10 protein-coding genes are annotated in these 14,650 nt (G+C 65.6%); 4 read left to right on the forward strand and 6 right to left on the reverse strand.

Annotated elements, in window-relative coordinates:
* Positions 1-276 precede the first annotated feature (276 nt).
* Entirely contained in the window at positions 277-1,152 is an 876-nt protein-coding gene (locus PPGU16_RS11625) for a sulfurtransferase (protein WP_180720116.1), read from the forward strand.
* A gap of 86 nt (positions 1,153-1,238) precedes the next feature.
* Positions 1,239-2,129, forward strand: coding sequence for a tRNA glutamyl-Q(34) synthetase GluQRS (gene gluQRS, locus PPGU16_RS11630; protein WP_180720117.1), 891 nt, complete (start codon positions 1,239-1,241; stop codon positions 2,127-2,129).
* Between the two features lie 108 nt (positions 2,130-2,237).
* Here the strand turns inward: gluQRS and PPGU16_RS11635 are convergent, their stop codons facing one another.
* From PPGU16_RS11635 to purT, 6 genes are all read right to left on the reverse strand, one after another.
* On the reverse strand, positions 2,238-3,695 hold the full coding sequence (locus tag PPGU16_RS11635) for a DEAD/DEAH box helicase (RefSeq protein ID WP_180720118.1): 1,458 nt from the start codon (positions 3,693-3,695) through the stop codon (positions 2,238-2,240).
* A gap of 444 nt (positions 3,696-4,139) precedes the next feature.
* Positions 4,140-5,576 carry an aldehyde dehydrogenase family protein gene (locus PPGU16_RS11640; protein ID WP_180720119.1) on the reverse strand — a complete coding sequence of 479 codons (1,437 nt, stop codon included), beginning with the start codon at positions 5,574-5,576 and terminating at the stop codon, positions 4,140-4,142.
* Positions 5,577-5,667: 91 nt separating this feature from the next.
* Complete coding sequence (locus PPGU16_RS11645) at positions 5,668-7,320, reverse strand: acetolactate synthase large subunit (RefSeq protein WP_180720120.1); 1,653 nt, start codon at positions 7,318-7,320, stop codon at positions 5,668-5,670.
* A gap of 244 nt (positions 7,321-7,564) precedes the next feature.
* The gene (locus PPGU16_RS11650) at positions 7,565-7,936 is read right to left on the reverse strand and encodes an MliC family protein (RefSeq protein ID WP_180720121.1); all 372 of its coding nucleotides are present in this window, start codon (positions 7,934-7,936) and stop codon (positions 7,565-7,567) included.
* Between the two features lie 62 nt (positions 7,937-7,998).
* Positions 7,999-8,163 carry a DUF6726 family protein gene (locus PPGU16_RS11655; protein ID WP_318225822.1) on the reverse strand — a complete coding sequence of 55 codons (165 nt, stop codon included), beginning with the start codon at positions 8,161-8,163 and terminating at the stop codon, positions 7,999-8,001.
* 107 nt (positions 8,164-8,270) lie between these two features.
* Complete coding sequence (purT, locus tag PPGU16_RS11660) at positions 8,271-9,485, reverse strand: formate-dependent phosphoribosylglycinamide formyltransferase (RefSeq protein WP_180720122.1); 1,215 nt, start codon at positions 9,483-9,485, stop codon at positions 8,271-8,273.
* A gap of 344 nt (positions 9,486-9,829) precedes the next feature.
* Here purT and PPGU16_RS11665 point away from each other — a divergent pair, with 344 nt between their 5' ends.
* Both PPGU16_RS11665 and PPGU16_RS43060 read left to right on the forward strand, forming a co-directional pair.
* Positions 9,830-10,438 carry an META domain-containing protein gene (locus tag PPGU16_RS11665; RefSeq protein WP_180720123.1) on the forward strand — a complete coding sequence of 203 codons (609 nt, stop codon included), beginning with the start codon at positions 9,830-9,832 and terminating at the stop codon, positions 10,436-10,438.
* 135 nt (positions 10,439-10,573) lie between these two features.
* A complete protein-coding gene (locus PPGU16_RS43060) occupies positions 10,574-14,602 on the forward strand; it encodes a DNA translocase FtsK (RefSeq protein WP_180720124.1) in 4,029 nt (1,342 codons plus the stop codon).
* The last annotated feature ends 48 nt before the right edge of the window (positions 14,603-14,650 follow it).

Below are 14,650 nucleotides of genomic sequence, written 5' to 3' on the forward strand. Positions count from 1 at the left end.
CCGCCCTCCCGAAATTTTTCGCCGCAAGCGCTGCCAAAAGCCTTCGTTGGCCACCCGGCCAGCCGGCCTCGCGCACGCGCCTTTGTCAATGGCCGTGAGCACACGCCGGGGTTGGCCATTCGGCTATTTCGACGCAGGTCAATATGCCGTCCGGCGGATTGCGGGCCAACTGTCAGGATGAGGGATAATACGCGTTCGAATCCATTTTTCTGCCGTACGCGTGCTGCGCCTGCCCTTGTGCGCGCGCCGCGCACGGCGCTTTATCGCTGGACCAGCATGAACATCCTGAATCTTTCGTCCTATCAGTTCGTCACGCTCGACAAAACCGTCGAATGGCGGCCGCTCGTCACCGCGCGCTGCAACGAACTCGGCCTGCGCGGCACCATCCTGCTCGCGCCGGAGGGCATCAACCTGTTTGTCGCCGGTGAAATTGCGCAAGTACGCGAGTTCATCGACTACGTTCGCCACGATCCCCTGTTCGAAGGCAAATTCGCGGAACTGCAATTCAAGGAAAGCCTGTCGGAGAAGCAGCCGTTTCGCCGCATGCTCGTCAAGCTCAAGCGCGAAATCATCACGATGAAAAAGCCGGCCATCCAGCCGGAGCTGGGCCGCGCGCCGGCTGTCGACGCCCACACGCTGAAGGCATGGCTCGACCGCGGCCACGACGACGCAGGCCGCCCCGTCGTGATGCTCGACACGCGCAACGCATTCGAAGTCGACGTCGGCACGTTCGACAAAGCGCTCGACTTCCGGATTACGAAGTTCAGCGAATTCCCCGAGGTGATCGAGCAGAACCGCGCGGACCTCGAAGGCAAGACGGTCGTGTCGTTCTGCACGGGCGGCATCCGCTGCGAAAAGGCGGCCATCCACATGAAGGAAGTCGGCATCGAGAATGTCTATCAGCTCGAAGGCGGCATCCTGAAGTATTTCGAGGAAGTGGGCGGCGCGCATTACAACGGCGAGTGCTTCGTGTTCGACTACCGCACCTCGCTCGACCCGAATCTGCAGCCGACCTCGACCACGCAATGCTTCGGCTGCCGCGCGGTTGTCACGCCGGAAGACCAGAAGTCGCCGTTCTACGTGCCCGGCAAGACCTGCGCGGCCTGTCATCCGGAAGCGCAGCGGCAGGCCAATGCGGCGCAAGCGGCATAACCGCGTTGCGCGCATCGCGTCATCGCTGCCCGCATGAATCTGTTTCGCATGAATCGCCTCGTCGCGGTCCGTAACGGCCTGGCGATATGACGACGGGCAGCGAACCCTATCGCGGCCGTTTCGCGCCGTCGCCGACGGGCCCGCTGCATTTCGGCTCGCTGGTCAGCGCGCTGGCAAGCTGGCTCGATGCGCGTGCACATCGTGGCGTGTGGCTCGTGCGTATCGAGGACATCGACGGTCCGCGCACCGTGCCCGGCGCAGCAGAACATATTCTCGATACCCTCGCCCGCTTCGGCATGGTGGCCGACGAGCCGCCCGCCTGGCAAAGCCAGCGCATGCCGCTCTACCAGCAGGCCTTCGAGCGCCTGCAGGCCGCGGGCCTCGTCTATCCGTGCGGCTGCACGCGCAAGGAAATCGCCGATTCGCTCGTGCGCGCGCATGCGCGCCACACCACCCTCGCCTATCCCGGCACCTGCCGCGACGGCCTGCACGGCAAACCCGCGCGCGCATGGCGTCTGCGCGTGCCCGACGGCGACGCGGCCATCGTGACCTTCGACGACGGCTGGCAAGGTCGGCAGACGCAGAACCTCGCCACCGAGGTCGGCGATTTCGTCCTGCGCCGCGCGGACGACCAATGGGCGTATCAACTGGCCGTCGTCGTCGACGATGCGGATCAAGGCATCACGCACATCGTGCGCGGCGCGGACCTGCTCGATTCGACCGCGCGGCAGATCTATCTGCAACAGTGCCTGGGCGTGCCGACGCCCTCTTATCTGCATGTGCCCGTCGTCACGAACGCCGACGGCGAGAAGCTCAGCAAGCAGACGGGTGCTTTGGCGCTGGGCGCGACGGACCCGCTCGTCGCGCTGAACGATGCGGCGCGGCACCTCGGCCTGAACCTGGCGCAAGCTGCGACATCGCTCGATTCGTTCTATGCGAAAGCGATCGCCGCGTGGTCGGAGCGCGTCAAACGCTGACGCACGCACCCGCAGCACCAGCCGCAAAAAAGAAACGGCGCCTGCAAAGGCGCCGTTTTCATTTGAGACCCTCGCCGTCCGCGCAACAACGCGAACAGCGGCACGACGTCAGTTCGAAGTCGTCGTCTTGCGCGGCATGCCGAAGCCACCCAGCAGCGCGGCGAGCGGCTGCTTCGAAGCAGGCTTCTGCGGCGCGCTGGGCGCTTCGTCGCGCTTCGCCGCAGCCGACACCGCCGAAGGCGACGGCTCATACGGCTTCAGGAAGAAATCGTCGACAGGTTGCTGACGATGGTGCGTCCCGTGCGGACGCTCATGCGCGCCCGTCGTGCGGCGGCGGCTGCCACCGCGATCGTCGCGTTCGCGCCGCGCACCACGCTCGTCGTGATGATGACGCACGGGGGTATCGACGGTCAGACGCTGCACGTCGAGCGGCCGCTTGATCAGCTTCTCGATGTCGGCAAGCTGCTTGCGCTCGTTCGGGCTGAACAGCGACAGCGCATCGCCCGATGCGCCCGCGCGGCCCGTCCGGCCGATCCGGTGCACGTAGTCTTCCGCATTGAACGGCAGATCGAAGTTGATCACGGCCGGCAGTTCGGCAATGTCGAGACCGCGCGCCGCCACGTCCGTTGCGACCAGCGCCTCGATCTCGCCGCGCTTGAACGCGTCGAGCGCCTGCATCCGTTCGCTCTGCGTTCGGTCGCCGTGAATCGCCGTGGCGACCACGCCGTCGCGTTCCAGCTGACGCGCAAGACGGCTCGCGCCGATCTTGCTGTTACAGAACACGATCACCTGCTTGAGGCCGCGATCGCGGATCAGTTTGACGACGGCGCCCGTCTTGTCGCCCTCGGCAACCTCGTAGACGATCTGCGTGACATTCGTTGCCGTCGAATTGCTGCGCGCCACTTCGATCGTCTGCGGATTGCGCAGGTACGTGGCCGCAAGCTTCTTGATTTCGGGCGAGAACGTTGCCGAGAACAGCAGCGTCTGGCGCTCGGCGGGCAGCAGGTTCAGGATGCGCTGCAAGTCGGGCAGGAAGCCCATGTCGAGCATCCGGTCGGCTTCGTCGAGCACGAGAATCTGGACCTGGCCGAGGTTGGCCGTCTTCTGCTGCACGTGGTCGAGCAGGCGTCCCGGCGTCGCGATCAGGATTTCGACGCCGCGCCGCAGTTCCGCCGATTGCGGATTCATGTCGACGCCGCCGAACACGACGGCGCTACGCAGCGACGTGTGCTTGGCGTATGCCTGCACGTTCGCGGCGACCTGGTCGGCGAGTTCGCGTGTCGGCGTGAGGATCAGCGCACGGACGGGATGGCGGGCCGGCGAGGCGCTCGTGCTCGCGAGCGGCAGCAGACGCTGGATGATAGGCAGCGAAAAGCCCGCCGTCTTGCCCGTCCCCGTTTGCGCGGCGCCCATCACGTCCCGGCCGCCCAATACGACAGGGATCGCCTCGGCCTGGATCGGCGTCGGCGTCGTGTAGCCCTGTTCCGCGATGGCTTTGAGAATGTCGGCATGAAGGCCGAACTGGTCGAAGGTCGCGTTGGTAGGCGTGGTTGCTGTGTCGGACATGGTGGCTTTCGCTAAAAATGCGCCTGCGCTCAGCCGCTTGCGCGTTGCCAAAGGCGGCCGCGGGGGCGTCCGCTCAGATTGTTTCTGCAGCTTCTTCTGCAGCGGCCGCAGCCGCGGAGGGCATCAGGACATCAGGATGAAGGCGGAGCCACGGCGTTCCACACAAGGCCCGAACTCGCATCGGCAGATATCGGCGAGTGTCGGCAACATGCGGCCGGCTCCGGCCGGCGGAAACATCCGCCGGAAAGGGCGGTATTGTAGCACTTCGGCACTAATACCCATGGCGCGCAAGCGGAGTTTCTGCTTGTCGCGCCCGCGCCGTCATCAATACGGCATATTTCAAGCGGGGACGGACCATAGCCGACGCGGGCAGCGTAGACGCCTGACGAGTCAATTCGGTGACAGCAAGCCGACCGCCGCCCCGCCCCACTTATGTCGCCCCGTTCACCACGTTTCGCGCATTACCATCAATCGCAATTCCGTCATGTCTTCGATCGCGTATCGGATGCCTTCGCGCCCGAGCCCCGAGTCCTTCACGCCGCCATACGGCATATTGTCGACGCGGAACGACGGCACATCGTTGATGACCACGCCGCCCACTTCGAGTTCATCCCAGGCCTGATGCGCGTGCGCGAGCGAATCCGTGAAAATGCCCGCCTGCAGGCCGAAGTCGCTGTCGTTGACGGTCGCGAGCGCAGTTTTGAAATCGTCGAACTTTTCGAGGATCGCCACGGGCCCGAACGCCTCCTTGCGATACAGGTCGGTGTCGCGACCGACGTTCTCCAGCAGCGTCGCCTCGAACATCGCGCCGTCCACCTTGCCGCCCGCGACGATCTTCGCGCCCGCCTTCACCGCGCTTTCCATCCAGCCCGCGAGCCGCCGCGACTCCGACTCGGAGATCATCGGCCCGACGAAAGTTTTCTCGTCCTTCGGATCGCCCATCTTCAGCGACTTCGTCTTCGCGATCAGCTTCTCGCGCAACGCGTCGTACAGCGACGCATGCGCGAGAATCCGCTGCACGCCGATGCAGCTTTGCCCCGACTGATAGAACGCGCCGAACGCGAGCCGGTCGACGACGTAATCGAGCTTGTCGCGCTGGTCGCCATCGACGATCGCGGCCGCGTTGCCGCCCAGCTCCAGAATCACCTTCTTCTTGCCCGCCTTCGCTTTCAGGTCCCAGCCGACGGCGGGTGAACCGGTGAACGACAGCAGCTTGAAGCGATCATCGGTGGTGAAGAGATCGGCGCCGTCACGATGCGCAGGCAGGACTGAGAACGCGCCTTTCGGCAGATCGGTTTCCGCGAGCACTTCGCCGATGATCAGCGCACCGATGGGCGTACGGCTCGCAGGCTTCAGCACGAACGGCACGCCCGCCGCCAGCGCCGGCGCGACCTTGTGCGCGGCCAGATTCAATGGAAAGTTAAATGGCGAGATGAAAGAGCATGGCCCGATGGGCACCCGCTTCACGTACGCGTGGTAGCCCTTCGCGCGGGGCGAGATTTCCAGATTGACGATCTCGCCGTCGATGCGCACCGACTCTTCCGCCGCCACCTTGAACGTGTCGATCAGGCGTGTGACCTCGCCGCGCGAATCGTTGATCGGCTTGCCTGCTTCGATGCAGAGCGCCATCGCCATTTCATCGAAGCGCTCGCGAAAGCGTTTCACGCAATGTTCGAGCACGGCCTGGCGCTTGAACGGCGGGAACGCGCGCATCGCCGGCATCGCTTCCGCGGCCGCGGCGATGGCTTGGTCGATCGCCTTCGCGTCGGCCATGGCAACGCGCGTCGCCACTTCGCCGCTGAACTTGTCGGTGACTTCCAGATCGGTGTTCGCGGCGACCGCAACGTTAGCGAGGTAGTACGGGTAACTCTTCTGCAACATGACTCGTTCTCCTTGATCGCAATCGGCTGACACAGCGAACATCAGCAGCAAACACCGCGTCGCGCGCCGGACAAGAAAGACAGCGCAACGCTCAAAGCTGCGCCGAAAGCCGCTTGATCTCGCGATTCAGCACGCGCTCGTTGTCGGAGTAATCGATCGGCACGTCGATCACATGCACGCCCGGTGTCGCGAAACACTCGCGCACGAGCGGCGCGAGTTCCGCCGCCGACGCGACGCGATGCCCATGCGCGCCATAGCTCTTCGCGTAGTCGACGAAATCGGGGTTCTGGAGCGTCATCCCGTAATCGGGGAAGTTCATGTTCTCCTGCTTCCAGCGGATCATGCCGAACGCGTCGTCGCGCACGATCAGCACGACGAGATCGAGCTTCATCCGCACCGCCGTCTCCAGTTCCTGCGAGTTCATCATGAAGCCGCCATCGCCGCACACGGCCATCACGTTGCGCTCGGGATGCACGATCTTGGTCGCGATCGCCGACGGCAGCCCCGCGCCCATCGACGCGAGCGCGTTGTCGAGCAGCAGCGAGTTCGGCTCGTGCGCGCGGTAGTAGCGCGCGAACCAGATCTTGTACATGCCGTTGTCGAGACAGATGATGCCATCCACCGGCATCGTCTCGTAGACGTCGTGGACGACGCGCACCGGGTACATCGGGAAGCGGTCATCGTGTTGACCCTTGGCCAGATGCGCTTCGAAATGCGCCTTGATCTCCTTGAAGCGCGCGAAGTCCCAATGCTCGCCCTTGCCTTGCAGGGCTTCTTTCATCTGCCAGACGGCGTTTGCGATATCGCCGACCACTTCGATCTGCGGGAAGTACACGGTGTCCACTTCGGCGCCGAGAAAATTGACGTGGATCACCGTCTTCTCGCCCGTATCGGCGCTGCGCATGAAGAACGGCGGCTTTTCGATCACATCATGGCCGACGTTGATGATGCAGTCCGCGTGATCGATCGCGCGATGCACGAAGTCGCCGTCCGACAGCGTCGCGTTGCCGAGCCACAGCGGATGCGATTCGTCGATCACGCCCTTGCCCATCTGCGTGGTGAAGAACGGAATGCCGATCTGGTCGACGAATTCGCGCAGCATCTTGCGCGTGGTCTTGCGGTTGCCGCCCGCGCCGATCATCAGCAACGGATGCTTCGCTTCGACGATCGCCTTCACCGCGTGCTCGACGGCCTTTTCCTCGGCGACGGGACGGCGGCTGTAGCTCTTCGGAATCGGCTTGCCGTCGCCCTCTTCGTGCGCGACGTCTTCGGGCAGTTCGAGGTGCGTGGCGCCCGGCCGCTCTTCCTCGGCCTGACGGAATGCCTCGCGCACCGACGCCGGAATATTGGCGACCGACACGATCTGCCGCGTGTACTTGGTCAGCGGCTCCATCATCCGCACCACGTCGACGATCTGGAAATGGCCCTGCTTGCTCGACTTGATCGGCTTCTGGCCTGTGACCATCAGCATCGGCATGCCGCCGAGCTGTGCATACGCGGCGGCCGTCACGAAGTTGGTGGCGCCGGGGCCGAGCGTCGCGAGACATACGCCCGTGCGTCCCGTCAGGCGGCCGTAGGTCGCGGCCATGAAGCCCGCCGCCTGCTCATGGCGGGTGAGCACGAGTTTGATTCTGGAGCGGCGCAGCGATTCGAGGAGATCGAGATTTTCTTCGCCAGGAATGCCGAACACGTACTCGACGCCTTCAGCCTCCAGCGATTTGACGAACAGATCCGATGCTTTCATGGGAAGTCTCGCTTGACGAACGAACGCAGACCGGGCCGCTACAACGCAGATGACGCAGGCAACGGCACGCGGACAAGGATGATCGAAGACGATGACAGCCGCGCCGATGCATCGAGACGGGGCGCGGCCTGTGCGTGGCACACAGCTTACTACCGGAGGCGAAAACGCGTCGTTTCACGCGCATGCGGTCAGGATGCGCCGCGAACTAATAAAAAGGTGCGAGAGAACGGAACGGCAAGAAGAATCAGCGGACGATGGTCACGCAGTCGGACAACAACGGCGGCGCGTCCTCGCCGAGCATCGCGTCGTAGAGCGTGGCCTGCGGGCCCTTCGTCCACCACGTGTAGCTGCCTGCCTGATACTTCGCACCGGAGCCGGACATCACATTGACGAACAGCATCTGCCGGCCTTTCACCGGCAGCACCGCGAAGCTCTGACCGTTGGTTGCGTTCAGATAGGTGACCTGCAGGATGCGGCCTGTCGCGCAGGTGTACTTCTGCGTCACGCGATGCGACGTGCGGATGTCGGGCAACGGCAGCAACCCGGCGGCGCGGGCCACGCCCGACACAGCGACGAACGCCAGCACGCCCACTGATGCAACCCACCGTCTGCTCATCGAATGCCTCGCTTCCTGATGTCCTTTCGTTATGACTGCGCGCCCTTGCCGAAGGTTGCGACTCATGGATCGATCACGTCGGCGCAGGCGTCGGTCGGCGCGGCAGCCACGTGGCCGACCACGGGAACGATCTTCAGTCCCGCCGACGCGATGCGGCACGGCGCGGCGGCCAGCCCGCAACCGCTCAACGCCGTCATCAACCCGATCGCCGATGCGAGCAGCGCGATACGCCGCGCGACCGCGCTACCTGTCAGTCCAGCTTTCACGCACACTGCTCCTTGCCCGCTATACGTTCGATCCGCAACAGCCGCGACAGGCGAACCGCCACGCATGGTTATCTGGTCGACACCGGCTTGACGGCGGCAGCCGCCTGCTTGGCGCGTTGCAGCGCTTCGCCGATATCGTCGCCCGTCGCGAGCGCCACGCCCATGCGGCGCTTGACGAAGCTCTCGGGCTTGCCGAACAGGCGCAGATCCGCGCCCGGCACGGCGAGTGCCTGCGCGACGCCTTCGAACGCGATGCCCGTCTCGTCGAGCCCGCCGTAGATCACGGCCGACGCGCCCGGCGCGCGCAAGGTCGTATCGACGGGCAAGCCGAGAATCGCGCGCGCGTGCAACTCGAACTCGGAGAAACGCTGCGACGCGAGCGTCACGAGCCCGGTGTCATGCGGACGCGGGCTCACTTCCGAGAACCATACGTCATCGCCGCGCACGAAAAGTTCCACGCCGAACAGGCCCCGGCCGCCAAGCGCCGTCGTCACCTTGTCGGCGATCTCGCGCGAGCGTTCGAGCGCGCGCGGGCTCATCGGCTGCGGCTGCCACGATTCGACGTAGTCGCCTGCGACCTGCACGTGGCCGATCGGCTCGCAGAAATACGTGGCCGTCTGCTGCGTGGCGGATTCGATTGCGCGTACGGTCAACTGCGTGATCTCGTATTCGAAGTTGATGAAGCCTTCGACGATCACGCGCCCGTGATTCACGCGGCCGCCCGCCATCGCGTACTGCCATGCGGGCTCGACGTCGGCGTCGCTGCGCAGCACCGACTGCCCCTTGCCCGACGACGACATCACCGGCTTCACGACACACGGATAACCGACCTTCGCGATGCCCGCCTTCAGTTCGTCGATCGAATCGGCGAACGCGTACGGCGACGTGGGCAGGCCGAGTTCCTCGGCGGCGAGGCGGCGGATGCCTTCGCGGTTCATCGTCAGTTGCGTGGCGCGCGCCGTCGGGATCACTTCGGCGACGCCTTCCGTTTCGATCGCGGCAAGCGCATCGGTGGCGATGGCTTCGATTTCCGGCACGATCAGATGCGGACGCTCTTTCTCGACCAGCGCGCGCAGCGCCTTCGCGTCCGTCATGTCGATCACGTGCGAGCGGTGCGCAACCTGATGCCCCGGCGCGTTCGGATAACGGTCGACCGCGATCACTTCAACGCCAAGCCGTTGCAGCGCGATGATCACTTCCTTGCCCAGTTCGCCCGCGCCGAGCAGCATGACGCGCGTTGCCGAGGTCGAAAGCGGTGTGCCGATGCGTTGGCCGATCATCATGGAAGCTCCAGAGAATTTGTGACAAAAAGCGGATGGAATGAATGACTGCGGCGATGTTAACATGCGCGGCCCCTGCTGCTGCGCCTGCCGCGTGCCGATAACCCGTGTAGGGAGTGTGTCGCAGGCGACGTTGCCGGCCGCGCTTTCAGCCCGCCGGGGCGGCGTCCGGGCACGCCGGCGAAATCCCGCAAACGGACTGCAACCGCGGCGCGGACGGCGTCGTCGCGGCAAGCCCGCGTTGTGCCGATGCCGCCTATGTCTTTTGTCACCGGCGTTTGCGCTCGCATGCGGCAAGCGTAGTGCGATACCCTTACGCCTTCGCCAGTTTAGAGAGGAACGACGATATGCAGCCCACGTCCGCCACGCCACGCGACACACGCTCGAGCGCAACCCCTGGAGCATCGCCGAATGCACCTGACACGGCTGCGCACGTGTCGCTGCGCCGGCGCGCGGGTCATGCGCTGGCCGTCGTGTCGATGGCCGCGTCACTGGCCATGCTCGTCGCCGCCTGCTCGATGCCGAAACATGCCGACACGGAAGCCCCGCCGCCCGATCCATTCAACCCCGCGGCCACGCAACTGCTCGACAACACCGACTGGCAACTCAGCAGCTGGAAGCTCGCCTCGGGCAGCACGCGCGAGGTGCCGGGCGGCGCGAGCGGCGAACCCATCACGCTCGTGCTGTCGACGGAAACGGGCCTGCGGCGCGCCAGCGGCTTCTCCGGCTGCAACCGCTACACGGGCACGTACATGCTGAAGGACGGCAAGCTGAGCTTCGGGCCGCTCGCGGGCACGCGCATGGCATGCGCGACGCCGGGCGGCAAGATCGAAGGCGCGTATCTCGCCGCGCTTGCGCATGTCGAGCGCTCGGCCGTCGACATGCGCAAGCCGCAACAGCTTCAGTTGATGCTCGATAACGGCGACACGCTGGTGTTCGCGCGGCGCGGCCAATGACCGCACGGCCGGCGAACGTCAACCGTATAGAGACGCCGCACGCTGCGCGGCATTCGCTTGCGGATATGGCCCGCTTTGCCCAGTTAAACTCGACGGATCGCGCGCTCGCGCATCCGTCATTCGTTGATGTCTAGCATGCAAACGGTAGTTTTCGGCTGGTTCGGCGCCTCCGCCGTCTGGTTTCTTCCCCTGTTGTGGCGTCTCGTGAAGTCCGTGCTGCCGGGCGGCGCGGGCCTGCGTGGTCCCGGCACGATCCGGCTGTGGCTCGGCTTTGTCTGCGTGATGATCGCGAGCTGCACGCTGGAGGCGTCGCTCGTCAACGTGCAGGGGTTCGACGGCTTCGGGCATGCGCTGTCGACGGGTCTCACGCATCTGATGGGGCGCGTCGCGACGCCGCTGGTGATGCTCGGCCTCTTCGGGGTGTCGCTGCCGTGGCTCGTCGGTTTCAGGTGGCCGTCGGTGATCGCGTGGGCCAATGAGGCGTTTGGGCTCGGGCTGTCGCGCGGCGCGCGCGACGACGAACCGCGCAGCCACGCGTCGCGTGCCGCCGAGATAGCGCCGTCCCATAGCAGCGCGCCTATCAATACGATGGCGCCCAAAACCAATGGACGCTATGCGCGGCCGACCGTGTGGCGGCCGCCCTCGACGACGCGCGCTGCGGGTGCGGCGAGTGCCGCGAGTGCCGCAGTCGCGGCGGGCGAAGCGATGGGTATGCCGGGTGGTTCGATGGCGGGTGCTGGCGGAGTCGCGCGCAACACCGTTGGCGCGGCAATGGGCGGCGCGCCGGCAAGCGCCTCGTCCATCCACCGGGCGAGCGCACCCAAGCCGTGGACGCCCGCCGAGCCGGTCGCGCCTTCCGGCTGGCTCAACACCGATACGCCGCGCGCCCATTCGCGCGACACCTCGCCCGCGCTGATGGAAGCTGCCCGCGTTGCATCCACCCCACCGACTGTGTTCGGCAGCACGGCTGCCCTGCAGTCGTCGAAAGCGGCTGCGGCCAATGCTGGCGCACGCGGCCCGTCAGTGAATCCCGCCGTGGCATCGGCGCGCTCGGCGGCCTTGCGTGGGGTCGCATCCGCGCAGAGCCGTCAGACGGCATCGGTCGGCGCGGTAACACCCGTCGCGCCGACGCGGCGAGCCGTCGCACCATCCGGTTCGCCGGCCGTGCGCCGCGACACGCCGAATCTCAAGGTGCCCGCCTACACGCGCGCCAATCATTCGCCCGCCCAACCCGTCGCGCCGGCGTCGAGCGTGCAGGAAACCTTGCGCAGCATCGAGGAAAACGCCGCGCGCTGGACGACGCTCGCGGGCGCAAGTCTCGCCCGGCGCTCGGCGAGCGATCCGGCGAAGCTTGCCGATACGCGCGACATACCGGCTCCCGCAGATGGAATGAATGCACAGACGCCGTCCGCTAGTAGTCGGGCGGTCGAGACTTCTATGGGTTCCGCAGTCTCGGCAGGCGTGTCGGGCGCGGAGGCCGTCGCTGCCGTCGATCAGGCGGTGTCGGCGCTCGAAGCTGCTATTGCAACGCAGCCGACGCCCGCTGCGGGAAGCGTTGCGCCTTCGGCAGCAGCGAACGGAATCGAACGCAACGACGAAGTCGCTCAGCCGGTTGTGGTCGCGCCGCCCGTGATGTCTTCGGCGGATGAGCAATCGCCGGTCGCCGAGGCAGAGCCGCTGTTGCAAATGGCCACAGAAGAGCAAACACACTCGCCTGGCGCGCAGCCCGGGATTGCTCACGCCCCGCCGGCCGCGCTTGCTAACAACGTGACGACAAGCGCGACGGTTGTCGAAGCGCTCGCACAGGCTAGCGCCGCGCCGGAGATTGAATCGACTGTTGCGACGACTGTGTCCGAGCCAGTTGCAGCACAACCGCAAGCCGCTGCCGAACCGGTCGCGACAGAGACGCAAGAGATCGCGCAAAGCGTGGCGCCCGTTGCCCCGATTTCCGCGTCGTTCGAACCGTCCGCGATCATCGCAACGCCCGAACAACCGACGGCGCCTTCGCCCGACGCATCGACGCCCTCCGTCGACTCCGCGCCAGCCGATGCAATCGCAACCCCGGCACAACCCACGTCGACGCAGCACGACGAGCCGCGAGCCGTAGAAAGCGAGCCGGAATTGCCGGCGGAAATCGCCGTCCCTGAACAGCATCCGACTGTCGCTCATGCTGTCGAGTCTGCAGCCGAACCCAAAGCTCCCGTTGCTCCGCCAGCGGACATCGCATCGCCCGCAGTGGAAGAGCCCGCGCTCGCGGAACAGGTCGAAGCCGCCCCTACCCCGCTTGCGCCATGGGATGCGATCACGCAATCCGTGTCGCTCATGCGGGTGGCTTCCGCAACCGCTCCTTCGATACAAGAAGCGCATCACGCCTCGTTATCGAGCGCGCCTGCGTACGGCGACGCTGACACACCGTCCGAACCTGACGCTGTGTCGACCGCCTTCGACGATACGGAAGCCCCTTCGAACATCGTGCGCTTCCCAGGCCCGGCCCTCGTTGCGCAAACGCCTGAACAGACCTCGGCCGACGAGTTCGAACCAGACCTGACCCAGGACGAGCCCGCCGCCGCGCCCGAAGCACCGCAAGACGCGCAACAGGAGCCGCCTGCCGCTGCCCCGCCCCGCCCCGTCGTGCGCGGCCACAGCGGTCCCGCTTTCGAGTTCTACGCGCCCGCGGCCTCGCACATCGAACTGCCGACACTCGATCTGCTCGCGCCCGCCTCGTCCGACGTCGAGCCCGTCAGTGAAGAAAAACTCGCTGAAACGGGTGCGCTGATCGAACAGCGTCTGCAGGAATTCAAGGTGCCCGTGACGGTCGTCGGCGCATCGGCCGGCCCCGTCATCACGCGCTTCGAAGTCGAGCCGGCGCTCGGCGTGCGCGGCAGCCAGATCGTCGGGCTGATGAAGGATCTGTCGCGTGGGCTCGGTCTGACGTCGATCCGCGTCGTCGAGACGATTCCAGGCAAGACCTGCATGGGTCTCGAACTGCCGAATGCCAAGCGGCAAACGATCCGTCTTTCCGAGATTCTGGAGGCCAACGTCTATCAGAAGTCCACGTCGAATCTGACGCTGGCGATGGGCAAGGACATCACCGGCCACCCGGTCGTCACCGATCTCGCGAAAGCGCCGCATATGCTGGTCGCGGGTACGACGGGTTCGGGCAAGTCGGTGGCGATCAACGCGATGATCGTCTCGCTGCTGTACAAGGCGACGCCCGAAGACGTGCGCATGATCATGATCGATCCGAAGATGCTGGAGCTTTCCGTGTACGAAGGCATCCCGCATCTGCTCGCGCCTGTCGTGACGGACATGAAGCTCGCTGCCAACGCGCTCAACTGGTGTGTCGGCGAGATGGAAAAGCGCTACCGGCTGATGTCGGCCGTCGGCGTGCGCAATCTGCAAGGCTTCAACCAGAAGATCCGCGACGCCGCCGCGAAAGAGAAGAAGATCGGCAATCCGTTCTCGCTGACGCCCGATGCGCCCGAGCCGCTGTCGCCGCTGCCGCTGATCGTCGTCGTGATCGACGAGCTGGCCGACCTGATGATGGTCGCGGGCAAAAAGATCGAAGAACTGATCGCGCGTCTCGCGCAGAAAGCGCGCGCGGCGGGCATCCACCTGATTCTCGCGACCCAGCGTCCTTCCGTCGACGTGATCACCGGTCTCATCAAGGCGAACATCCCGACGCGCGTCGCGTTCCAGGTGTCGTCGAAGATCGACTCGCGCACGATTCTCGACCAGATGGGTGCCGAGTCGCTGCTCGGCCAGGGCGACATGCTGTTCCTGCCGCCCGGTACCGGCTACCCGCAGCGCGTGCACGGCGCGTTCGTCGCCGACGAGGAAGTGCACCGGATCGTCGAGCATCTGAAGCAGTTCGGCGAGCCGGAATACATCGAAGGGATTCTCGACGGCCCCGCGACGGATGGCGGCGCCACCCAGGACCTGTTCGGCGAAACGCCGGATGCGGAAGCCGACCCGCTTTACGACGAAGCCGTCGCGTTCGTCGTGCGCACCCGGCGCGCGTCGATCTCGGCGGTGCAGCGGCAGTTGCGCATCGGCTATAACCGCGCGGCGCGGCTCGTCGAGCAGATGGAGACGGCGGGCCTCGTGTCGGCGATGGGCATCAACGGCAGCCGCGAAGTGCTCGCGCCGGGGCCGGCGGAGTAAGCCGCTTTCGGACTTGAAGGAACGCCGCTGCGGGAACAGAAGAAATCG

The organism is Paraburkholderia largidicola, from assembly GCF_013426895.1.
Lineage (GTDB): Bacteria > Pseudomonadota > Gammaproteobacteria > Burkholderiales > Burkholderiaceae > Paraburkholderia > Paraburkholderia largidicola.